Annotated in this window: 20 protein-coding genes; 3 read left to right on the top strand and 17 right to left on the bottom strand. The window is 71.8% G+C overall.

Going from position 1 to position 21,850, the window contains the following annotated elements:
- Positions 1-73: 73 nt before the first annotated feature.
- Both ACGFIW_RS27885 and ACGFIW_RS27880 read left to right on the top strand, forming a co-directional pair.
- Complete coding sequence (locus tag ACGFIW_RS27885; protein ID WP_393321690.1) at positions 74-1,216, top strand: GNAT family N-acetyltransferase; 1,143 nt, start codon at positions 74-76, stop codon at positions 1,214-1,216.
- Positions 1,213-2,325, top strand: coding sequence for a GNAT family N-acetyltransferase (locus tag ACGFIW_RS27880; protein WP_393321687.1), 1,113 nt, complete (start codon positions 1,213-1,215; stop codon positions 2,323-2,325). The genes ACGFIW_RS27885 and ACGFIW_RS27880 overlap by 4 nt, the downstream gene beginning before the upstream one ends.
- 60 nt (positions 2,326-2,385) lie before the next feature.
- Here ACGFIW_RS27880 and hpf read toward each other — a convergent pair whose 3' ends face one another.
- From hpf to efeU, 8 genes are all read right to left on the bottom strand, one after another.
- Positions 2,386-3,027, bottom strand: a complete 642-nt coding sequence (gene hpf, locus ACGFIW_RS27875) for a ribosome hibernation-promoting factor, HPF/YfiA family (RefSeq protein ID WP_393321684.1) — start codon at positions 3,025-3,027, stop codon at positions 2,386-2,388.
- 244 nt (positions 3,028-3,271) lie between these two features.
- Positions 3,272-3,976 carry a ComF family protein gene (locus ACGFIW_RS27870; protein ID WP_393321681.1) on the bottom strand — a complete coding sequence of 235 codons (705 nt, stop codon included), beginning with the start codon at positions 3,974-3,976 and terminating at the stop codon, positions 3,272-3,274.
- A gap of 23 nt (positions 3,977-3,999) precedes the next feature.
- Positions 4,000-5,814 (bottom strand): LpqB family beta-propeller domain-containing protein, encoded by a 1,815-nt coding sequence (locus tag ACGFIW_RS27865; RefSeq protein WP_393321678.1) that lies wholly within the window; start codon positions 5,812-5,814, stop codon positions 4,000-4,002.
- Positions 5,811-7,568: an MtrAB system histidine kinase MtrB gene (gene mtrB, locus ACGFIW_RS27860; RefSeq protein WP_393321676.1), complete on the bottom strand. Its 1,758-nt coding sequence runs from the start codon at positions 7,566-7,568 to the stop codon at positions 5,811-5,813. The genes ACGFIW_RS27865 and mtrB overlap by 4 nt, the downstream gene beginning before the upstream one ends.
- A 12-nt stretch (positions 7,569-7,580) precedes the next feature.
- On the bottom strand, positions 7,581-8,270 hold the full coding sequence (gene mtrA / locus ACGFIW_RS27855) for an MtrAB system response regulator MtrA (RefSeq protein WP_110564421.1): 690 nt from the start codon (positions 8,268-8,270) through the stop codon (positions 7,581-7,583).
- A 225-nt stretch (positions 8,271-8,495) separates the two neighbouring features.
- Positions 8,496-9,773: an iron uptake transporter deferrochelatase/peroxidase subunit gene (gene efeB, locus ACGFIW_RS27850; RefSeq protein WP_393321673.1), complete on the bottom strand. Its 1,278-nt coding sequence runs from the start codon at positions 9,771-9,773 to the stop codon at positions 8,496-8,498.
- Between the two features lie 25 nt (positions 9,774-9,798).
- Positions 9,799-10,932, bottom strand: coding sequence for an iron uptake system protein EfeO (gene efeO / locus ACGFIW_RS27845; RefSeq protein WP_393321670.1), 1,134 nt, complete (start codon positions 10,930-10,932; stop codon positions 9,799-9,801).
- Between the two features lie 23 nt (positions 10,933-10,955).
- Complete coding sequence (efeU, locus tag ACGFIW_RS27840) at positions 10,956-11,858, bottom strand: iron uptake transporter permease EfeU (protein ID WP_393321667.1); 903 nt, start codon at positions 11,856-11,858, stop codon at positions 10,956-10,958.
- 172 nt (positions 11,859-12,030) lie between these two features.
- Between efeU and ACGFIW_RS27835 the strand changes: the two genes are divergently transcribed.
- Positions 12,031-12,189 carry a hypothetical protein gene (locus ACGFIW_RS27835; protein WP_393321665.1) on the top strand — a complete coding sequence of 53 codons (159 nt, stop codon included), beginning with the start codon at positions 12,031-12,033 and terminating at the stop codon, positions 12,187-12,189.
- 114 nt (positions 12,190-12,303) lie between these two features.
- On the opposite strand, the gene ahcY is transcribed toward ACGFIW_RS27835, so the two are convergent.
- The 9 genes from ahcY to ACGFIW_RS27790 all read right to left on the bottom strand — a co-directional run bounded on the left by ahcY (position 12,304) and on the right by ACGFIW_RS27790 (position 21,801).
- Positions 12,304-13,803, bottom strand: a complete 1,500-nt coding sequence (gene ahcY, locus ACGFIW_RS27830; protein ID WP_393321663.1) for an adenosylhomocysteinase — start codon at positions 13,801-13,803, stop codon at positions 12,304-12,306.
- A 280-nt stretch (positions 13,804-14,083) separates the two neighbouring features.
- Entirely contained in the window at positions 14,084-15,247 is a 1,164-nt protein-coding gene (manA, locus tag ACGFIW_RS27825; protein WP_393321660.1) for a mannose-6-phosphate isomerase, class I, read from the bottom strand.
- A 3-nt stretch (positions 15,248-15,250) separates the two neighbouring features.
- A complete protein-coding gene (locus ACGFIW_RS27820) occupies positions 15,251-16,252 on the bottom strand; it encodes a cation diffusion facilitator family transporter (RefSeq protein ID WP_393321657.1) in 1,002 nt (333 codons plus the stop codon).
- Between the two features lie 147 nt (positions 16,253-16,399).
- Positions 16,400-17,596, bottom strand: coding sequence for an SIS domain-containing protein (locus ACGFIW_RS27815; RefSeq protein WP_357802437.1), 1,197 nt, complete (start codon positions 17,594-17,596; stop codon positions 16,400-16,402).
- Positions 17,593-17,778, bottom strand: a complete 186-nt coding sequence (locus ACGFIW_RS27810) for a Trm112 family protein (RefSeq protein WP_091394023.1) — start codon at positions 17,776-17,778, stop codon at positions 17,593-17,595. The genes ACGFIW_RS27815 and ACGFIW_RS27810 overlap by 4 nt, the downstream gene beginning before the upstream one ends.
- Positions 17,779-17,872: 94 nt before the next feature.
- Entirely contained in the window at positions 17,873-19,258 is a 1,386-nt protein-coding gene (locus ACGFIW_RS27805) for a phosphomannomutase/phosphoglucomutase (protein WP_393321653.1), read from the bottom strand.
- Positions 19,259-19,327: 69 nt separating this feature from the next.
- The gene (locus ACGFIW_RS27800) at positions 19,328-20,380 is read right to left on the bottom strand and encodes a hypothetical protein (RefSeq protein WP_393321650.1); all 1,053 of its coding nucleotides are present in this window, start codon (positions 20,378-20,380) and stop codon (positions 19,328-19,330) included.
- 297 nt (positions 20,381-20,677) lie between these two features.
- Entirely contained in the window at positions 20,678-21,367 is a 690-nt protein-coding gene (locus ACGFIW_RS27795) for an endonuclease V (protein WP_393322088.1), read from the bottom strand.
- Positions 21,368-21,552: 185 nt separating this feature from the next.
- The gene (locus ACGFIW_RS27790) at positions 21,553-21,801 is read right to left on the bottom strand and encodes a hypothetical protein (RefSeq protein ID WP_393321647.1); all 249 of its coding nucleotides are present in this window, start codon (positions 21,799-21,801) and stop codon (positions 21,553-21,555) included.
- Positions 21,802-21,850 lie beyond the last annotated feature (49 nt).

The raw sequence follows: 21,850 nt of genomic DNA, 5'->3' as shown, positions 1-21,850 counted from the left end.
TCCTGCGCACACCCCAAACGTTATCCGGTTACGCCGTCGGCGAACGCTGCGGCAGGATGCACGGGTGGAGCCCGTGGAGATCACTGAGGACGGCGTGCTGCTGCGGCCCTGGCGGGACAGCGACGCCGACGCCGTACACAATGCGTGCCAGGACCCGGACATTCAGCGCTGGACCACCGTGCCGCGCCCGTATCTGCCCGAACACGCCCTCGGCTTCGTCACCGAGATGAGCGGGACGGCCTGGGCGCAGGGCACCGGGGCACCGTTCGCGGTCTGCGACCCGGCGACAGGTGAACTGCTCGGCTCGTGCGGGTTGATCTCCATCGACCGGGACGGCACCGGCGAGGTCGGCTACTGGGCCGCTCCCTGGGCGCGCGGCCGAGGCGTCATGGTCCGCGCCACCCGGGCGGTGGCCCGCTGGTCCTTCGACACCCTCGGGCTGCGCCGGCTGATCTGGCAGGCCGAGGTGGGCAACCACGCCTCCCGGCTGGTCGCCCTCCGGGCCGGTTTCCGGATCGACGGCCGGCTGCGACTGGCCAACCCGACGACGCGGTCCGGCGCGGACGGCTGGATCGGCTCGCTGCTGCCCGGCGAGGTGCCCGCTCCCGGGGCGACCGGACCTGCTGGTCGCGGCACCCTCGCGGCCCGGCGCGCCGCGGTCTTCGGTCGCCCGCAGCCCACCCTGTTCGCCACCGCCGGGGCCGGTGAGCTGCGCCTGCGACCGATGGAGGAGCGCGATCTGGACGCCGTTGTGCAGACCTGCCGCGACCCGGAGAGCATCCGCTGGACGACAGTGCCGGACCCGTACGAGCGATCCGACGCGCAGGGCTACCAGGTCTACGGCCAGGACGCCTGGGCTCGGGGTCAGGCCGCCTGCTTCGTGGTCGCCGACCCGGACGACAGGTACGCGGGCACGATCGACCTGCGGCTCTCCCCCACCGACGCCCTGCTGGCCGACGTCGGCTTCATGACCGCCCCGGCGGTCCGGGGCCGGGGATACCTGCCGGCCGCGCTCGTCGCGCTCAGCACCTGGGGCTTCGCCACGCTGGGCCTGGCCCGGATCGAGTGGAGGGCGAACGTGGGCAACACCGCCTCCCGTCGGGTGGCGGAGAAGGCGGGCTTCACGTTCGAGGGGACCGCCCGCGGCGGGGTGCAGCACCGGGGCGAGCGGGTCGACGTCTGGGTGGGCGCGTTGCTCGCCGAGGACCTCACATGACGCTCCGGCAGGTCGTGGAGGCGCACGGGGTGCGGCTGCGTCCCTTCCGGGCCGAGGACACCGCCGACGTGGTCGAGGGTCTGGCCGATCCAGTCAGCCAACGCTTCATGACCGGCCCGCCGTATCCGTACACCGAAGTCGACGCCCGCTGGTGGATCGACGTCGGCGCGCCGGCGGTCTGGACCGGCGGCGGCGCGGTGTATGCGGTCGCCGACCCGGCCACGGATCGGCTGCTGGGCTCGGTGAATCTCAACGATGCGGTGCCCGCCCGAGGTCAGGCCGGAATCGGCTACTGGGTACGCCCCACGGCACGCGGACGCGGGGTCGCCACCGCGGGCACCCGCGCGCTGAGCGACCACGTGCTCAGCAACGGAGCAACCCGGCTGGAGTTGCTGACCCACCCGGAGAACACGGCGAGCCAGCGGGTCGCGCTGGCCGCCGGCTTCCGCCACGAGGGTTCGCGCCGGTCGGCCGGGACGGGCCGGGACGGGGGTCGGCACGACCTGCTGGCCTGGGTACGCCTCGCCGACGACCCGCCCGGACCGGTCACCCGACTGCTGCCCGACCTGCCCGGCGGGGTGCTCACCGACCGGGTGGTGGCGCTGCGCCGGCTCGCACCGGATGACGCCGACCTGATGTACCGGCTGCACAGCCGACCCGAGGTGGTGGCGAACCAGGCGCCGCCCGTGCCGCCGACGCGGGAGGCGATCGGGCGGCGCTGTCGTCTCGCGGAGAGCGCTTGGCTGACCGGGGACATCGCCCGACTCCTGATCACGGACGCGGCCAGCGGGGAGCCGGTGGGTAGCTGCGGGCTGTCGTACACCGACGTGGCGGCCGGCGAGGCGTCGGTCGGCTACGCGTTGCTGCCCGTCTGGCGCGGCCGGGGGTACGCGACCCGGGCGCTCCGGCTGCTGGTGGACTGGGCGTTCGGGCCGGTGGGTGTCGCCCGGCTGACCGCCGGCACGGTGCCGGACAACACCGCGTCGCACCGAGTGTTGGAGCGGGTCGGGTTCCGGCGCGAGGCCGTGCAGCGCGGGCGGCTGCCCGGCCTGGCCGGTGCCCGCCTGGACGACCTGACCTTCGCGCTGCTGTCGGCCGACCCCCGCTGAGGGACCACGGAGTTGTGGCAGGCGTTTCTCTGCCACAACTCCGTGGTCGACGTGCCTCGGTTACCGGTCGGTGGCGAGGGAGATGATTCCGTAGTCGTACGCGTGGCGGCGGTAGACGACGCTCGGGCGGCCGGACTCCTTGTCCTGGAACAGGTAGAAGTCGTGGCCGACAAGTTCCATCTCGAACAGCGCGTCGTCGATCGTCATCGGCTCCGCCGGGTGCACCTTCTCCCGGGCGATGTGCCAGGGCTGGTCGTCGTACTCCTCCTCGACCCGCTCCGCGACGGCGGTGCCGGCGCGGGCACCGTCAAGCGACGCGCTCAGCGGGGTGGCCACCAGGTCAGCGACGGGCAGGCCCGCGGTGGCCTCGGCGACGGAGATCGGCGCGTGCCGACCCCGGTGTACGCGGCGGCGGTCGGCCGCGCGGCGCAGCCGGGTGTCGAGCTTCGCGATGGCCGCGTCGAGTGCGCTGTAGAAGTCGTTCGTGCATGCCTCGGCCCGCATGACCGGGCCTCGGGAAACGCAGGTGATCTCCACCCGCTGGCAGTGCTCGGCCTGGCGCGGATTGCGCTCGTGAAACAGCTCGACATCGACGCGAATCAGTTTGTGGTCGTAGCGTTCGATCTTTGCGAGTTTCTCGGCTACGTGCACCCGGTAATGGTCCGGCACTTCGACGTTTCGGCCCTTGACCACGATGTCCACGTGACCTCCCTTGTTCGGACGGTCTTCGATCCGGTAACCCGGTCGCGCGCCGTGGGGGGACCCGCTGGCGTCGACCGGTTGGTACGGCTACGCCTCCTCTCACCGCCGAGGGCGTTGGAACGACCTCCTACCCCCGACAGCGAAACGCTAACGCCTGTTCGCCTGGCAGTCACCCCAAGTTGCCGAGACTGCTCAGGATTTTTCGCAGCTCATACACCAATGGGTGAAACGGAAACACAGTCTGTTACGAGTGGCGTCTCTTTTGGGTCGCCGCGAGCACCGCGGCGACACTCGGCACCCATCCGGTCGCACTCAGCACCCGCGTCGCGGCGGCCAGGGTCACGCCTGTGGTGACGATGTCGTCAAGCAGCACCACGACCGGCGTCGTGCCGGCCGCGCGACCCCAACCCGCCGTGGAGCGCGGCCGGAAAGCCGCCTCGGCCGCCGCCGCCCGGCCGGCGCTGTCCAGGGTTACCGAGTCGGGTCGGGGCAGGGCGCGCAGCGGACGGTGCACCCGCGCCACCCAGCCGCCCCGGTTGAGTCGGGCCGCGCAGTGTCGGGCCAGGCGGTCCAGGTGGTCCCCGTAGCGGGACCGGGCCGCCGCCGCCGTGTCCGGGACCGGCACCAGCGCCACGGGACGCGCCGCACCGACCCCGGCGGCGACGACCTCGGCGAGCAGTGCGCCGAGCGGGCGGGCCAGGCCGTGCCGGCCGTGTTCCTTGTACGCCAGCAGGGCCTCGCGCAGCGGACCGGCGTACGGGCCGAGGGCGACGCAGGCGGGCAGGCCCGGCGGGGCGGGTGTCGGGCGGACCGACAGTGGGCGCAGTGCGCCAAGCGCCGCGACGCAGGCCGGGCAGACCCCGTGCCGCAGGCCGGGCCGGCGCTCCCGACAACCCGCGCAGGTGGCGGGCAACACCAGGTCGGCCAGGTCGGCCCAGAGCCGGGTCATCGCGTCAGTACCCGGTCATCGCTTCAGTAGAGGAAGAACGGTGCCGACGGGTTGCTCGGGCGGACGCCGGTCGGGAGCGGGGCGATGTCCCGCACGCTGTCCGGCTCGATCCGTTCGAAGGGGCTGCTGCGGTAGGCCACCCCGTTCGCCTCGTACATGTAGGCGCCGCTGGGCACCCGGATGGTGCGGTTGGTCGGGTAGGCCGTCAGGTGGGTGACCTTGGCACCGAGGTCGGTACGTAGCGGCGTCTCCAGGGCGCCGTCGACGCTGATCTCGTAGATCGCCGGCTGGCCGAAGGACCCCGCCACCACCAGTTGGTCCTCGCTGCCCCAGTCGACAGCGGTGAGAGAGGTCAGCGAGGTGGCCAGCGGTCGGGGCGGGCCGACGGAGACGCCCCCGCCGTCCGGGTTGACGGCGGCGACGTAGAGCCGACCACCGGCGATCAGCGCGACCCGTTGGCCGTCCAGCGCGGCGGCAACGGCGGTGACGTCGGCGGGCAGGTTGAGCGGCACCTGATACATCCGTGCCGACTCGTCGAACCGGTAGAGCTGCCCGTCGGCGACGACCAGACCGCGGCCGGGGCGCGCGTCGACGGTACGCAACCAGACCGGACGGCTCATCGAGGAGTATTCGGACGTGCTGCGGTTGAGGGCGGAGATCGGCGCGGCGCTCGCGCCCACCGCGAGGCGGTGCCGGCCGTCGCTGCTGCCCTTGACCACCATCGCGGCGAGGATCCGCTGGCCCTTGGCCACCGCCAGGTCGGCGGAGACGATGTTGCGGTTGGCCTCGGGCGCCAGCGGCACGGCGCCGCTGAGTTCGCTGCCGAAGTCGAGCGGATGGATGGCACCCTCGTACAGGCCGAACCGCTGCGGGCTCTCGGCGTTCGGGTAGAGCTCGACGGAGTCCCGTCGCTCGCTCAGGTCCTGGACGGGTAGTGAGTTGTTGCGGATCCGCAACTCCAGCTCACCCGGCAGGTCCCCCAACGACCAGGCGATCTGCGTGATCAACTGGTCGATGCCGTTCTGGTCGTCGCCGGACATGTCCAGGTTGATCTCCCACCGGCCGTTGCCGCCGGTGGCGTTGTTGATCAGCTCGGTGCGGTCGGGCAGCCCGACGACGCCCGGGCGCAGCCATTCGGAGGGGCCGCCGACCAGCCACTTGACCACCTCGTTGACCCGGCGCTCGTCCGGCACCGCGAGCGGCCGGTAGCGCTGGTCGGGCACGAGGCGGGTGCGGTCCGAACTCCAGAAGTAGATCGACTCGTCCTGGTAGTAGCGACGAAGGGCGACGTCGCTGAGCAGCAGCACGTTCGGCGGGTCGAGAATGTACAACCCGGCACGCTCGTCGTTGACGCCGCCGTTGAACGCCGCGCTGCGGATGCCGAACTCGTACTCCGTCTCGGTCGCCACCGGCGGTGCGAGGGTGCCGTTGGCCCGCAGCACACCGATCTGCTGCACGGTGATCTTCACGGTGGTGGTCGAGTCGCTGTTGAGGGTGTAGACCGCCTCGCGCAGCCGGACCACGTTCAACGCGACCTCGCTGCCCTTCTTGTCCTGGAGGCGGGACTTGTGCTCCGGGGCGATGTACGCCTTGACCCGCTCGTACGCCCGATCCGGCTCACCGGCGGCGGCGGACAGGAAGTTGCGGACGAACGCCTCGTTGACGCTGCCGCTGGCCGTTCGTGTCGGCGGCTCGTTGCCCGGACCGTTGACCATGCCGGCCTCGGTCGCGGCCCCGCCCTTGCCGTCCACCCGCACGTCGGAGGCCGCCGGAATGCCGCAGCCGGCGCCCAGCAGCACCACCACGCCGAGCGCCACGACCAGAGCCGGTCGTCTCATGAGCGCACCTCCGCTCGCTGCCCGTCACCGGTCGGCGCCGGGTCGATCGCCAACGCCCCGCCGGTGCCGGGCCCGATGGCCAGCGGTCCACCGTCGCGCGGCCCGCCGAACGGCAGCGCGGCATCGGCCGGCACCAGCCGCAGCGGCGAGGTGGTCAGCCGGTCACCGGCACGGGCCGGCAGCGTGAGCCGGAACTGCGCGCCCTGCCCGGGAGCACCCCACGCCTCCAGCCAGCCGCCGTGCAGCCGGGCGTCCTCCAGGCTGATCGACAGGCCCAGCCCGGTGCCCCCGGTCTGCCGGGCCCGGGACGGGTCCGCCCGCCAGAACCGGTTGAACACCAATTTCTCCTCGCCCACCTTGAGCCCCACACCACGGTCGCGGACGGTGATCGCCACGGCGGTGTCGTCCACGCCGAGGGTGATCAGCACCGGACGGGCCTCGCCGTGCTCGACGGCGTTGCCGACCAGGTTGCGCAACACCCGCTCGACCCGACGCGGGTCGACCTCGGCGATCACCGGAGTGCCCGGCAGGTCGAGCTCGATCGGTACGCCCACCCGCTCGGCCAGGCCAGCCAGCCGGTCGACCACCCGGTGCACCACCGGCACCAGGTCGGTCGGCTCGGAGTCCAGCATGGCGAAGCCCGCGTCGAAGCGGCTGATCTCCAACAGGTCGGTGAGCAGCTCCTCGAAGCGGTCCAACTCGGCTTGCAGCAGCTCGGCGCTGCGGGCCACCGCGGGGTCGAACTCGTCGCGCTCGGCGAAGATCAGGTCGGCGGCCATCCGTACGGTGGTCAGCGGGGTACGCAGCTCGTGCGAGACGTCGGAGGTGAACCGGCGTTGCAGTCGGGACATCTCCTCCAGACGCAGGATCTGCCGTTGCAGGTTGGTGGCCATCTGGTTGAAGGAGGCGGCGAGCAGGGCGAGGTCGTCCTCACCGTTGACCACCATCCGCTGGTCGAGCAGGCCGGCGGAGAGCCGCTGGGCGGTCCGTGCGGCGACCCGGACCGGGTTGACGACCAGCCGGGTGACGAGCGCCGCGAGCAGCCCGAGCAGGATCACCAGGGCGACACCGGTGGCCACGACCGTGGCCCGCGCGTCGGCGGCGGTGACGTCCTGACGGCTCAACGGCACCAGATAGTAGAGCTCGATCTGGCCGAAGCGGGTCGGCACCGGTGAGCCGTACACCAGGTATTTGGTGGACTGGCCGGTGAGCCGCCCGGTGCGGATCTGGCTGGCCACCTTGCCGTCGGCGATCACGGCCCGCAGCTCCGGGCTGATCAGCGGCTGGACGTTCGCCGACGGCGCGGTGCGGGTCTGGATGTCGTTGTGGTAGCCGTCGGCGGTGATCGCCACCACCACACCGCTGGTCTGCTGGGGGTCACCGCCGGCCAGGTAGTTGACCGTGCCGTCGATGGTTTGCTGGAGCTGCGCCTCCTGCGGCTGACCGTAGAGGGAGACCTGCTTGGCCGCGTAGCTCGCACCGCTGATCACCCGCTGCCGGACGTCGCTGCGGGCGTTGTCGAGCAGGATGGTGCTGATCTTGTCAGCGATCAGGAACGCGAACCCGCCGACCAGCAGGCTGGACGCGACGAGCGTGATGGTCACGACCCGGACCTGTAGTGAACGGCGCCAGGTCTGGTGCACCCGGGCCACCACCCGGGCGATCCAGCCACTCACCGCGCGCCAGAGCTCCCCGCCGGCGCTGGGCCGGCGGGCAGCCGTGCTCTGGGGGTGCGGGGGCGGCGAGGTCGACACAGTGCGACCAGGCTATCCGGTCCCCGCCTTGTATCCCACGCCCCGCACGGTGAGGATGATTTCCGGTCGCTCCGGGTCCGGCTCGATCTTGGCGCGCAACCGCTGGACGTGCACGTTGACCAGGCGGGTGTCGGCCGCGTGCCGGTAGCCCCAGACCTGCTCCAGCAGCACCTCACGGGTGAAGACCTGACGGGGCTTGCGGGCGAGCGCGACCAGGAGGTCGAACTCCAGCGGAGTCAGCTTCACCTCCTCGTCGTTGCGGCTCACGGTGTGCGCCGGCACGTCGATGGTGATCTGGTTGTCCGGTGGCCCGATGGTCAGCATCTCGGGGGCGACGTCCTCGCCCCGGCGCAGGCGGGCCCGCATCCGGGCGACCAGTTCCTTGGGTTTGAACGGCTTGACCACGTAGTCGTCGGCACCGGACTCCAGGCCGAGCACGACGTCCACGGTGTCGCTCTTGGCTGTCAGCATGACGATCGGGACGCCGGACTCCGCCCGAATCGACCGCGCGACGTCGATACCACTCATACCCGGCAGCATCAGGTCGAGCAGCACGATATCGGGACGGCTGTCACGAAAAGCGGCCAACGCCCGCTCGCCGTCCGCCACGAACGAGGGCTGGAAGCCCTCGCTGCGCAACACGATGCCGAGCATCTCGGCGAGCGCGGGGTCGTCGTCGACCACCAGTACGCGGGCTCTCATGGGATTAATATTGCATCCTCGTTCGGTTCGGTGGGACCGGCGTCCGCCGGTAACGCAGGGTGCCGCCAAAGAAGCACTCGTCGCAACCCGCGCGGCGGCGCCACGCGCTGCGGTGCCCGACGCCCTGATGAGCCCCGGGCCAGGCTGCCATCATGATCCCCCGCCGACGCCGCCCGGCGCCACCGCACCCCGGGCCGGTCGCGCTGTCGCCAACCTGACCCTTGGTCAGCCGAAGAGGGCACGCCCCCAGTGGTCCCCGCCGTCGCGTACCCCGGGCGGGCAGGCGAACACCCCGCTGGAGACGTGCCGCAGGTACTCGTTCATCACGTCGTGCCGCGCCAACTGGGTCTGGATCGGGACGAACTGGCGGCGCGGGTCACGCTGGTAGGCGATGAAGAAGAGGCCCGCGTCGAGCCGGCCGAGGCCGTCCGAGCCGTCGACGAAGTTGTAGCCCCGGCGCAGCAACTGGGCGCCACTGTTCCGGCTCGGGTGGGCCAGCGTCACGTGCGCGTGCTCGGCGATCACCGGCTTGCCGTCCGCGCCCTTCGCGGCGAAGTCCGGTTCGTCGAACTCGTTGGTCCGCCCGAGAGGGGCACCGCTGCCCTTGGTCCGGCCGACGATCTCCTCCTGCTCGGCCAGGGACGTCCGGTCCCAGGTCTCCACCAGCATCCGGATCTTGCGGGTGACCAGGTACGAGCCGCCGGTCATCCAGTCCGGCCCGTCGCCCGGCTGCACCCACAGTTGGTCGCGCAGCAGGTCGGTGTCCTCGGCCTTGAGGTTGGCCGTGCCGTCCTTGAACCCGAAGAGGTTGCGCGCGGTGGCCTGGTCACGGGAGGTCGACGAGGTACGCCCGAAGCCGAGCTGCGACCAGCGGACGCTCACCACGCCCATGCCGAGCCGGGCCAGGTTGCGGATCGCGTGCACCGCGACCTGCGGATCGTTGGCGCACGCCTGCACGCAGAGGTCGCCGCCGGACAGCTGCGGCTGGAGGGCGTCGCCGGGGAACTTCGGCAGCTCGGCCAGGGCGGCGGGCCGCCGGTCGGCGATGCCGAAGCGGTCCCGGCCGTCGGCGTCGCGGAACAGCGTCGGCCCGAAGCCGATCGTCAGGGTGAGCTGCGACGGGGGCAGGCCGAGCGCCTCGCCGGTGTCGTCCGGTGGGGCCTCCGGCATGCCGCCCACCGCGCCGAGCACGCCGGCGTCCCGCCCGGCGGTCATCCGGGCGGCGGCGGCGGTCCACTCCTCGAGCAGCTCGACCAGGCGGGCCCGGTCCTTGGTGATCACGTCGAAGGCGACGAAGTGCAGCCGGTCCTGCGCCGGGGTGACGATGCCGGCCTGGTGCTCGCCGTGGAACGGCACGGCCCCGGCCGGGTGGTCACCCGCCCCGGCCGGGCCGCGGGAGCCGTTGACCAACGCCGTCGCACCGGCCGACACCCCGGCGATCCCGGCCACGCCGGCACCGGCGAGCGTGATCGCCCGCCGCCGGGTCAACCTGCTCCCGCTCATCCCACCAACTCTTTCTGCTGTCTGGTTACTTGGCGACGGCCGCGGCGACCTTGCTGATCGGCTCGGCGAGCGCGTTGATCCCGTCGGAGAGATCCTTCAGCTCGGCCTTGCTCAGTGCGGTGTGCAGCTTCCACCCGTCGCCGTCGCGGTGCTTGCCGAGCAGCGCCTCGACGTTGGCGAACTCGGTGTCCAACTGCATGACCAGCTCCGGGTTGCGCTGCTGAAGGGCCGGGCGGAGGGCGGACACGGCGGCCTTGGAGCCTTCGAGGTTGGCGGCGAAGTCCCACAGGTCGGTGTGCGAGTAGCGGTCCTCCTCGCCGGTGATCTTGCCGCTGGCCACCTCGTCGAGCAGTTCCTTGGCACCGTTGGCGAGTTGGAGCGGGGAGAGCTTCTCGGCGTTTGCCTTGGTCACGATCTCCTTGACGTCCACCAGCAGGCGGTCGGCGATCGGGCCGTCCTTGCTGATGTCGCCGGACTGCCAGAGGTCCTTCTCGATCCGGTGGAAACCGGTGAACTCCATCCCCTCCTCGATGACCTCCTCGCGGCCATCGATCTTGGGGTCGAGATCGCCGAAGATCTCGGCCACCGGCTCGATCCGCTCCCAGTAGGTGCGGGCGACCGGATAGAGCGTCTTGGACTTCGCCACGTCGCCGGCCTTGACCGCGGTCACGAACTCCTCGGTCTTGTCCAGCAGCGCATCGGTCTGGCTCTTGACGTAGCGCTGGTAGTTCTCGGCCGCACCGGCCAACGCCGCGTCGGCGGTCAGCGGCTGCGCCGAGCCGCTGACCTTGAGCGCACCCCGGATGCCCTTGCCGCTCATGCCCGGCTTGCAGGCCGTCTGGTAGGTGCCGGCCGGCAACTCCACGTGCAGCTCACGGCTGAGACCGGGGGCGATGTTCTCCACCTCACCCATGACGCGGTCGCCGTCGGCGTACACGTAGAACTCGGTCACCTTCGCACCGGAGTTGGTGATCTTGAAGGTGGCGGTGCCGGCGCCCAGGTCGGTGGTGCCGACCTCACAGGCGGTGTCCGTCGCCTTGACGGCGATCGGGCCGCCGGCCACGGCCGGGTCGTCCTTGTCGCCGCCGGAGCAGGCGGTCACACCGGCCGTCGCCAGCACACCGACGGCCGCCAGCGCGAAAAATCGGGTGGTACGCATCTGAGCTGTCTCTCCTCGTGGGGTCAGGCACGCTGCGGCGTGGTTGCCGCCTCGGCCTCGGCCTCGGTGCCGGTGGCGGCCCCGCGCTCGGTGACGGTGGTGGTCGGGGCAGGTGCCGGCTTGCGCCGGGCCGGCCGCAGGAAGAGCAGGAGGACCGGCACGGCGTACCCGATCCAGGCGATCGTCTCCAGCACGGTGGGTGCCGGCGTCACGTTGAACATGCCGGCGAGCAGGGCCGCGTACCAGGTGGTCGGGTCGAGCACGCCGGTGATGTCGAAGGCCAGGTCGTTCAGACCGGGCAGGACGCCGGCCTCCTGGAAGTCGTGGACGCCGTACTTGAGGATGCCGGCGGCCACCAGGATCAGCAGCGCGCCGGTCCAGGTGAAGAACTTGCCGAGGTTGATCCGCAGGGCGCTGGCGTAGAGCAGCACGCCGAGCACCACGGCGGTGACGATGCCGCCGACCAACGCGAGCAGCGGACCACTGTCGCCGGCCGCGCCCTGGGCGGCCGAGTAGAAGATCAGCGCGGTTTCCAGGCCCTCCCGGATCACCGCGAGAAAGGCCATCCCGGCGACCGCGAACGAGCCGACGGCCAGCGCATCGGTCAGCTTGCCGCGCAGCTCACCGGCGATGGTCCGGGCCGCCCGGCGCATCCAGAAGATCATCCATGTGACGAAGACCACGGCGGCGACGGAGGTGATCGCCTCGAACAGCTCCCGGTCCTCGGAGCGGGACAACAGCGAGGTCGACGTGTACTCGATCAGCCAGCCGAAGAGCACCGAGAGCACCACGGCCAGGCCGACGCCCGCCCAGACCTGGGGCAGCCGATCCCGGCGCTGCGACTTCACCAGGAAGGCGACCAGGATGCTGACCACCAGGGTGGCTTCCAAGCCCTCCCGCAGGCCGATCAGATAGGTGGCGAACATCCGGGCTCCGAGTTCATCAGGTACGCCTCAACCAACTTAGGGCAGGCATACCTTGCTCCCTGGCCAGGAGCCTCGTCAAGTCGTACACGACAAGCTCACTCGACCTCTGCGCCCCGGGGCCCGGCCGGCCGGCGACGGGACGCCGCCCCTCGGCTGTGGCAGGATCCCCGCCGTGAGGGGATTCCTGCCGTGGTTGGCGGTGCTGGCCGTGGTCCTGCTGCTCAGCGCGCTGCGGATGCGGGCGCTGGCCACCATCGTGTCGCTCGGCTGGCTGGCCTGGTGCGCCTGGACGTGGTTGCGCCCCACCCGCCGCGGCCCACGCTCGGGCTGAGAGCCGGGGGCAGAGCCCGCCGAGCCGGGGCGGAGAGGACGGACCGGGCCGGGGGCTGATACGACGGACCGGGCCGGCTGCGAACAGCCGACCCGGTGCGGTGCGGAGCGTCGATCAGTAGCGGTAGTGATCCGGCTTGAACGGGCCCTCGGTGGAGACGCCCAGGTACGCGGCCTGCTCCTTGGTCAGCGTGCTCAGCTTGGCGCCGAGCGCGCCCAGGTGCAGCCGGGCCACCTTCTCGTCCAGGTGCTTGGGCAGCACGTAGACGCCGATCGGGTATTCCTCGGTCTTGGTGAACAGCTCGATCTGGGCGATCGTCTGGTTGGCGAACGAGTTCGACATCACGAAGCTCGGGTGCCCGGTCGCGTTGCCCAGGTTGAGCAGGCGGCCCTCGGACAGCACGATGATGGCGTGCCCGTCGGCGAAGCGCCACAGGTCGACCTGCGGCTTGATGTTGACCCGCTCGACGTCGGAACGCTTGGCCAGACCGGCCATGTCGATCTCGTTGTCGAAATGGCCGATGTTGCCGACGATGGCCTGGTGCTTCATCCGGGCCATGTGCTCGTTGGTGATGACGTCGAAGCAACCGGTGGCGGTGATGAAGATGTCCGCCTGCTCGACCACGTCGTCCAGGGTGGCGACCTGGTAGCCGTCCATCGCGGCCTGCAACGCGCAGATCGGGTCCACCTCGGTCACCACGACCCGGGCGCCCTGGCCGCGCAGCGACTCGGCGCAGCCCTTGCCCACGTCGCCGTAGCCCATCACGACGGCCATCTTGCCGCCGATCAGCACGTCGGTGGCCCGGTTGATGCCGTCGATGAGCGAGTGCCGGCAGCCGTACTTGTTGTCGAACTTGCTCTTGGTCACCGAGTCGTTGACGTTGATGGCCGGGAAGAGCAGGGTGCCCGCCCGGTGCATCTCGTAGAGGCGGTGCACGCCGGTGGTCGTCTCCTCGGTCACGCCCTTGATGCCGGCGGCGATCCGGGTCCAGCGCTGGCCGTCCTCGCCGAGCGAGCGGTGCAGCAGTTCGAGGATGACCGCGTACTCCTCGGAGTCGGCGGACTCGACCGGCGGGACCGCCCCGGCCTTCTCGAACTCGGCGCCCTTGTGTACGAGCAGGGTGGCGTCGCCGCCGTCGTCGAGGATCATGTTGGGGCCCTGCCCGTCCGGCCAGGCGAGCACCTGCTCGGTGCACCACCAGTATTCCGGGAGGGTCTCGCCCTTCCACGCGTACACCGGGACGCCGGCCGGGGCCTCGGGGGTGCCGTCCGGGCCGACGACGATCGCCGCGGCGGCGTGGTCCTGGGTGGAGAAGATGTTGCAGGACGCCCAGCGCACCTGCGCGCCGAGGGCGACCAGCGTCTCGATCAGGACGGCGGTCTGGATGGTCATGTGCAGCGAGCCGGTGATCCGTGCGCCGGCCAGCGGCTGCGCCTCGGCGAACTCCCGGCGAATCGCCATCAGGCCGGGCATCTCGTGCTCGGCGAGCTGGATCTCCTTACGCCCGAACTCGGCGAGTGACAGATCCGCCACCTTGAAGTCGCCTTCGGCGAGGGTGCTCGGCCGGGCCTCGGACGGCGTGCCGCTGGGGGACGCCGGGAGGGTGCTGGTCATGAAAGCTCCTGTCGAACGATGTCTGCGCCGACCTTCCACCTTACGCGCGCCGTCGACCCGGATAGGGGGACGGTCCACAGACAGCGCACGGGGCGGTCGGTGCTGAACGGACTTTCCCGCCCATGCCCCGCCCGCCCCGTGCATCCCCCCGGTTTGGTTCCCCGCACGTTCTCGGACCGTCGTCGCGATAACGCTGCGTACTCATAGAGTCACACTCGGGCAACTCGTCGTCAAGCTATTCCGGAAAAGTCGGACTTGTGTCGTCGCGGGAACGGACGAGTCACCCCAGTCCGGAGGTCGCCACGTACGCCTCGCCGGCACCGCTGATCCGCAGCGGCTCCCCGGCCGCCGTGCCGATCGCCGCCTCGCCGGACACCAACGTCAACGCGCCGGCACCGTCGTCGACGGTGACCGAACCACCGGCACAGAGCACCACCCGAGGGCCGGGCAACGGCAGCGTGGCCGAGGGCACCGCCGCGCCGACCCGCACCCGGTGCAACGCGAAATCGTCCACCGGCACGGGCCACCAGTCCACACCCGGGCCGACCGGCTGTGCGGCCCGCACCGGGTCGTGGAGCACCTCGAAGCGCAGCACCCGCACCAGCTCGTCGACGTCCACCCGCTTCGGGGTCAGCCCACCCCGCAGCACGTTGTCGCTGGCCGCCATGATCTCCACACCACAGCCGCTCAGGTAGGCGTGCAGGTTGCCGGCGGGCATCCAGATCGCCTCCCCCGGCACCAGGCGCACATGGTGCAACAACAACGCCACAAGCACGCCCGGGTCCGCCGGATACGCCTTGGTCAGCCGGCGGGCCAACTCCGCGTCCGGGCTGTCGACCCGGGAGGCCACCACGCTGGACAGCAACCCGTCGCGCTCGGTGACCGGCCAGTCGAGCAGCGTCCGCACCGCCGTCCGCAGACCCGCCGGCCCGGCACGCAACGCGGCAACCACCGGCGCCAGTTCCGGTACGCCGAACGCGGCGAGCGCCTCGGCCGACTCCGCCGGATCCCGGAAACCACACAGTGCCTCGAACGAGGTGAGCGCGACGAGCAACTCCGGCTTGTGGTACGGGTCGGAGTAGTTGCGCCGCCCCTCGGGAAGCCCCGCCTCCGCCGCGTAGCCGGCCCGCGCCTGTTCGGCGTCGGGGTGGGCCTGCAGGCTCAACGGGGCGTCGGCCGCGAGCACCTTGAGCAGGAACGGCAGTCGGCTGCCGAACCGCTCGGACACCCGCTGGCCGAGCCACTGCCCCGGCTCGTCCCGCACCAGGTCACAGAGGCTCACCCGCAGGCCGGCGCGGTCCACCCTGGCCGGGGCACCCGGGTGGGCGCCCAACCACAGCTCGGCCTCCGGGCCCGCGCTGGGCACCACCCTCCCCTGGAGGAGGGCGATGGCCGAGCGGGAACCCCAGGCGTAGTCGCGGATCGGTCCGTACAGTGGCTCCACAGGTCAGCCCCCGGGCCGCCCGGCCGCCTCGCCCGACGCGTCCTGCGGCACGGCGGTGTCGGCGGCCGCACCCGTGCCGGCCTCGGCCGCGGCGGCGCTGTAGACGTCCGGCTCCAGGTAGATCACCCGGGCGATCGGCACCGCGGCGCGGATCCGCGCCTCCACGGCGTTGATGCCACGGGCCAGGTCGTGCGCGCTCTCGCACTCCGGGACGGCGATCTTCGCGGCCACCATCAGCTCCTCCGGCCCCAGGTAGAGCGTCTTCATGTGGATGATCCGCTCCACCTCGGGGCCGGCGGTGACGGCTCGCTCGATGGCGGCCAGCTCGGACGCCTCGGCACCCTCACCGAGCAACAGGCTCTTCGTCTCGAAGGCCAGCACCACGGCGATGACCACCAGCAGCACACCGATCATCGCCGTACCGGCGGCGTCCCACCGGCCATTGCCCGTGATCAGCGTCATGCCGACACCGAAGAGCGCGAAGACCAGACCGACCAGGGCGCCGAAGTCTTCAAGCAGCACCACCGGCAACTCCGGCGCCTTGGCGCGGCGGATGAAGCGCACCCAGGACTGGTTGCCGCGGATGTGGTTGGACTCCTTGATGGCGGTCCGGAAGGAGAACGACTCCATGATGATCGCCGCCACCAGCACGACCACCGGCAGCCAGTGCCAGGACTCGATCCCGCCCTCGTGCCCCCACTTGTGGTACGCCTCGTACAGGGCGAACAGGCCACCGATGCTGAACAGCACGATCGACACGATGAACGCGTAGATGTAGCGCTCCCGGCCGTACCCGAACGGGTGTTCCGGGGTGGCCGCCCGCTTCGCCCGCTTGCCGCCGAGCAGCAGCAGGCCCTGGTTGCCGGAGTCGGCGACCGAGTGGACCGCCTCGGCCAGCATCGACGACGACCCGGAGAGCAGGAACGCGATGAACTTGGTGACGGCGATGCCAACGTTGGCCAGCAGGGCGGCGATGATCGCCTTCGTCCCGCCGTTCGCGCTCATGCCACCGCTCCGATTCGCGTAGCGGTGACCTGAGACGCGGCGCTGCTGAGCCACCTGGTTCGCTCGCTGCGCTCGCTCACGCCGCCGCTCCGCTTCGTCGCACGAAGCTGACCGGTCCGCGCATGCCGCGCCGCCCCCTACGGTCGTTCACTGGTTCGACAGCTCCTTCATCTCGGTGATGGCCGGAACGGCCATCGGGTCCAACCCATGGGCCAGGGCAAGGTAGATCGAGGCGAAATCCGGGACCGCGATCAGCGAGGCCAACCGCTCCAACGCGGAGCCACCCTCGGCGGTCACCACGTCGCACCGCACTCCACGGCGCTCGGCGAGGGTCTGCACCGCGTCCGCGCGGCGCTCCTCGACGGCGAGCGGCTCGTCGGTGTCGTCCTCGGCGTTGAGCCCGCCGTCGCGCAGCAGCACCAGCCGCAGCCGAGTGCCCTCGCCGTCGTCCTCCGCCGGATCGGCGAAGATGTCCCGCTCACCCTCGGCCAGGCCGCCGAAGACGCCGTCGAGCAGCCCGACCCGGCCCCGACCGGCCTCACCGAGCGCCCCGGTGACCACCGGGTAGCGGGCGTTGGCCGACAGGGTGTCACCGAAGCGGCGGGCGGCCACGGTGGCCAGCGGGGACGAGCCCCAGACGATCGGGATCGAGCCGGCCAGGCCCAGGGCCAGTGACTTCGCCGGATTGACGAACGACTCCGCGGCGGAACGGCAGCGGTCCGCGTCCGCGTCGAGCCGGGCCGCGGTCTCCGCCAGGTCCGCCTCGTTGACCTTGACGAGCCCGAGGGAACGGGCCGCGAGCAGGACCGGCACGGTGAGTGCCCAGAGGCTGGCGCGGGCCGGGGCACGGCGGGGCACCGGGATGAACGGCGCCCGGGCCTGCTCGGCGATCGACTGCAACTGCGAGTCGGGGGCACCCACGGCGACCAGCCGGGCACCGCGCCGGTGCGCCGCCTCGGCGGCACCGAGCGCCTCCGGGCTACGACCGGACGCGCTCACCGCGATCACCACGTCCGCCGCGCCCACCCAACCGGGCACCCCGGCGCTGCGGTGCCCGATGATCGGGACCGGGCAGCGCGGCCCGGCGACCGTGGCCAGCACGTCTCCGGTACGCCCCGCCGTGCCGATGCCGGCGATCACGACGGCTCGGGGACGCCCGTCGTCGGCGAGCACCGCCAGGTTCGCCTCAGCGGCCAGCGCGGCGCTCTCGCGAACCTGCGCACCGGCCGACGCCGTGTGCCGGAGCATGCCGCCCGGGTCGTGCTCGGCCAGCGCCTCCGGGTTGTCGAGCAGGGCCTCGTCGGCGTCGCGACGACCACTGACTCCGGCCGTACCGTCGATCATGAGGACTGCCCCGGGCCGCCGCGTGCCTCGTCGAGAAGCAGCACCGGCACGTCGTCACGGACCTCGAAGATCCGGCCGCACTCCGTGCAGGTCAGCGTCTGCGCCTCGGCATCGTAGGTGAGCGGGGCGTGGTGCGTGTCCGGACAGGCGAGAATCTCGAGCAACTGCGGATCCAGGGCCATGGCACGGCTCCTTCCACGTGTGCGGCTTGACCGGTGGCGGTGCCAACCGGGTGTGCGGCTTGACCGGCGGCGGTGCCGACCGGCGCAGGCGATCTTATCGGCGAACGCGGTCGAGCACGTCGTCCCGGAGCGAGACCATCCGATCCTGGGTGGGCGCCTCGACGTTGAGCCGCAGCAGCGGCTCCGTGTTGGAGGCGCGCAGGTTGAACCAGGCGCCGTCGGGGAATCGCAGGGTGAGCCCGTCCATCTCGTCGGCCACCGCGTCGGGGTACGCGGCCCGCACCTCGGCCACCGCCGCCGCCTGGTCGGCCACCGTCGAGTTGATCTCGCCGGAGGCGGTGTAGCGCTCGTACTCGCCGGCCAGCACGGACAGCGCCAGCGACTGCTCGCCCAGCGCGGCCAGGGTGTGCATCGCCGCGAGCATGCCGGTGTCGGCAAACCAGAAGTCCCGGAAGTAGTAGTGCGCGGAGTGCTCGCCACCGAAGACGGCGTTGGTCCGGGCCATCTCCGCCTTGATGAAGGAGTGCCCGACCCGGGCGACGACCGGCTTCCCACCGTGCTCACGGATGATCTCCGCGACCGCGCTGGAGGTGATCACGCCGTGGATCACGGTGGAGCCGGGGTGCTTGGCCAACTCCCGTGCGGCGACGAGGGCGGTGATCGCCGACGGCGAGACCGGCTCGCCGCGCTCGTCCACCACGAAGCACCGGTCGGCATCACCGTCGAAGGCCAACCCGATGTCGGCCCCGTGCTCCACCACCGCACGCTGGAGGTCGACCAGGTTCGCCGGGTCCAGTGGGTTGGCCTCGTGGTTGGGGAAGCTGCCGTCCAACTCGAAGTAGAGCGGCACGATCTCCAGCGGCAGCGGCGACAGGGCGGCGTCGCCCAGCACGGTGGGGACGGTGAAGCCACCCATCCCGTTGCCGGCGTCGACGACGACCTTCAACGGCCGGATGCCCGAGAGGTCGACAAGCTTGCGCAGGTAGCCGGCGTAGTCGGGAAGCAGGTCGCGCCGCTCGGCCGGCCGGGTCGGCGCGCCGGCCGGGCGGGCTTCGCCCGAGTCCAGCAGAGCCTGGGCCCGCTCCCGGATCTCCGTCAGGCCGCTCTCCTGGCCGATCGGGCGAGCACCGGAGCGGCACATCTTGATGCCGTTGTACTGAGCGGGGTTGTGGCTGGCGGTGAACATCGCCCCGGGCAGGTCGAGCGAGCCGGAGGCGAAGTAGAGCAGGTCGGTGGACGCGAGCCCGATCTCGATCACCGAGCGGCCCTCGGCCCGTACGCCGGCGGCGAACGCGGCGGCCAGCCCGGGCGAGGTGGCTCGCATGTCGTACCCGACGACGACCGCGTCGCCCGGCTCGTCGGTGGAGTTGAGGAGTTGGGTGAACGCGGCGCCCAGCGCCTCGGCGACCCGTTCGTCCCACTGGTCCGGCACCGTCCCTCGGACGTCGTACGCCTTCACAATCTGGGACAGATCAGACACGTGTTCCACTCCTTGGCCGCAGGTAGACACCGAGCCTGAGCGTAACGGAGGGTCCGGGTCGCGCCCCGCTCAGCCGGGGAGCCGGGGCATGATCACGGTGTGACCGCCGTCGTCGGGAGGCGGATTCCCGGGCAACTGCCGTGTTTCGGGTGCTCCCGGCATCGGCTGCGTCGCCTCCGGGGGCGCGCCGGCACCCGCTGGCCGGGCCCCGTAGACCCCGCCCGCCGCGGGGCGCGGGGACGGCACGGTGCCCCAACCGGGGGTCGGCGGCTGCTGGCCGTACACCTGGCCGGGGCGACCGGGCGCGGCCGGCGGCCCACCGGCGGCCCGGTAGGTGGTGCCGCCGGGGTTGCCCGGCAGCGTGGCAGGCGGCTCGTCGGACGGTTTGCGGTCCTGGCGCGAGCGACGGACCAGCAGCACGATGAGCAGCAAGCCGATCGCCACCATGACGATGCCGAAGATCATCACCGGGGACGTGCCGGACGAGGCAGCGGCGGCCGAGGTGTCCGGCGCGACGGACGCGTCTCCCAGCGCCACCGGAGTGGCCGCGTCGTCGACCGTAGCGACGTCGGTCGGGCTCGGGGTGGGCGTCGCCTTCTTCGAGGGTGTCGGCGACGGGGTGACCCGCGCGCCGGTCACCCTCGCCGCGTCGCTGCCCCGGCCGACCTCCTGACCGGCCGCGTTGACAGCCACGCCGGTCACGGCGAGCCGGCCGCCCGGGGCACCGGCACCGAACGTCACCCGGTAGCGCACCGTGATGCCCTTGCCCTTGCACAGGGTCGGCTTCGACGGCGACGTCTGCGCGGTGCCCACGGCGCCGCCACCGCCGGTGACGGCGACCGGGAACCAGCGCCCGCCCGCGTTGACCTCGACCTTCAACTGGTGCGGTTGGAGCTGCTCAAGGTTGAGAAACAGCACGGTACGCAGCAGGACGCAGCCGTCGGTGCGCTTGCGCACCGCCACGTTCACCGCCTGCGCGGAACCGCCAGCGGCGAAGCTGCTGGCCGCACCCACCCGGACCGAGTCCTCGTCGGCCAACGCCGGAGACGCGCCGAGCATCACCAGGCCGCCCACCAGACCGCAGACCGCCGCGAGCCGTGCCGCGCGTCGACGCACCGTCATGATCACCTCGCCGTTCTCCCCGGGTGGGGTCCGCGGGTCAGGCTACTACCGGCCCACCCACCCCGCCGGTCATAGAGCGGCCCGGATGTGTGCCGCGTTACGGTTTGCGACCCGGCCCGCCGACCTGCTGTTGGTGCGGTTTTCGGTCGGCCCGCAAGTCGACGCCGGCACCGCGCCGCCCTCCATGATCCACTCGGCTGCACGGAAGTCGGGCTATCCGATGACCTCGGATGCCCCGACATCACCGAACCCGAGTCGATCATCCACGGGGCGTCAGTCCGGGCGGCCGTCCGGGCGTCAGTCCGGGCGCTCCGCGCGGGAGAGCGCATCGCGGCAGAGTCGGTCGGCCGTGCGGGTGCTCTCCGGCAGTCGGAATCGCGGGGTCAGCGCAAGCACCTGCGCGGTCGCGTTCTCCAGACTCATCCGATGCCCGACGCTGACGAAAACCGGCTTCACCCCGCCCCGGGTCCGGAGCACCCGGCCGACGACATCACCGCCGTCGCGCAGCGGCGACCAGGCACCCCGCTCGGCAGCCGGCGGATCCCACGTCCCGACCAGCGCAGTCTTCCCCACTCCGATCGCGGGCAACCCGGTGACCACACCGAGGTGACAGGCCAGCCCGAACCGACGCGGGTGCGCCAGCCCGTGCCCGTCGCACACCAGCAGGTCGGGGACCGTGGCCAGGCGGTCCAGTGCGGCCAGCAGCGCGGGCAACTCACGGAGGGCGAACAACCCCGGCACATAGCCGAACGCCGGCCGCCCCACACTGACCGCCGAGTCCACCACCGCCAACGTCCGGGCATCCAACACCGTCACGGCCGCCGCCAAAAGGTCACCACCCAGGGAGTACGCGACATCCAGGCCGGCCACCGTCTCCGGCGCGCTCGGCCCCGGCCCGACCAGGTCGACCAACGGCCGCAACTCCTCCTGTACGGCCACCGCCTCCGCCACACTGCCCGCCGTCCCCGAGGCCGCCCCCGAGGCCACCTCCGCCACGCCGCCCGGCCTCGCCACGCCACCCGACCCCGCCACCTCGCCCGACCCCGCCACCTCGCCCGACCCCGCCACCTCGCCCGACCCCGAGGCCGCTGCGCACCATGATCCACTCGATTTCATGAAAGTCGCGCTATCCCGTGGCGTCGGACGCCCCGACTTCACCAAACCCGAGTCGATCACGCTCGGCCTGGGCCATCAGCACCGTCCCCGCTGGCACTGCCGTCCGGTGCACCCTGGGCAGGGTCGCCGGCGGTTCGCCCTCGGGCCGCGCCGAAGACGATCGCGAAGACCAGGCCGAGGGCCACACCGAAGGCGACGCCGCCCGTCGACCCGAACGAGGGGATGCCGATCGCCAGGCCGATCAGGATGCCCACCAGCCATGCCCAGACACCGATCTTGCCGCTCCGCGTGCCGGAAGTCGCCATGCGTGGATGCTATTCGGCCCGGCCAGTCCCGCACCCCGCCGCTCGCCTC

The organism is Micromonospora sp. NPDC048935 (genome assembly GCF_043197875.1).
In the GTDB taxonomy this organism is placed as follows: domain Bacteria; phylum Actinomycetota; class Actinomycetes; order Mycobacteriales; family Micromonosporaceae; genus Micromonospora.
This window is presented reverse-complemented; position numbering and strand designations above follow the sequence as displayed.

Coding starts and splice junctions, on each gene's coding strand:
- ACGFIW_RS27880 (WP_393321687.1), top strand. CDS start 1,213: ATGACGCTCCGGCAGGTCGTGGAGGCGCACGGGGTGCGGCTGCGTCCC.
- ACGFIW_RS27870 (WP_393321681.1), bottom strand. CDS start 3,976: ATGACCCGGCTCTGGGCCGACCTGGCCGACCTGGTGTTGCCCGCCACC.
- ACGFIW_RS27865 (WP_393321678.1), bottom strand. CDS start 5,814: ATGAGACGACCGGCTCTGGTCGTGGCGCTCGGCGTGGTGGTGCTGCTG.
- mtrA (WP_110564421.1), bottom strand. CDS start 8,270: ATGAGAGCCCGCGTACTGGTGGTCGACGACGACCCCGCGCTCGCCGAG.
- efeB (WP_393321673.1), bottom strand. CDS start 9,773: ATGAGCGGGAGCAGGTTGACCCGGCGGCGGGCGATCACGCTCGCCGGT.
- efeO (WP_393321670.1), bottom strand. CDS start 10,932: ATGCGTACCACCCGATTTTTCGCGCTGGCGGCCGTCGGTGTGCTGGCG.
- efeU (WP_393321667.1), bottom strand. CDS start 11,858: ATGTTCGCCACCTATCTGATCGGCCTGCGGGAGGGCTTGGAAGCCACC.
- ahcY (WP_393321663.1), bottom strand. CDS start 13,803: ATGACCAGCACCCTCCCGGCGTCCCCCAGCGGCACGCCGTCCGAGGCC.
- ACGFIW_RS27820 (WP_393321657.1), bottom strand. CDS start 16,252: ATGAGCGCGAACGGCGGGACGAAGGCGATCATCGCCGCCCTGCTGGCC.
- ACGFIW_RS27815 (WP_357802437.1), bottom strand. CDS start 17,596: ATGATCGACGGTACGGCCGGAGTCAGTGGTCGTCGCGACGCCGACGAG.
- ACGFIW_RS27810 (WP_091394023.1), bottom strand. CDS start 17,778: ATGGCCCTGGATCCGCAGTTGCTCGAGATTCTCGCCTGTCCGGACACG.
- ACGFIW_RS27800 (WP_393321650.1), bottom strand. CDS start 20,380: ATGACGGTGCGTCGACGCGCGGCACGGCTCGCGGCGGTCTGCGGTCTG.
- ACGFIW_RS27790 (WP_393321647.1), bottom strand. CDS start 21,801: ATGGCGACTTCCGGCACGCGGAGCGGCAAGATCGGTGTCTGGGCATGG.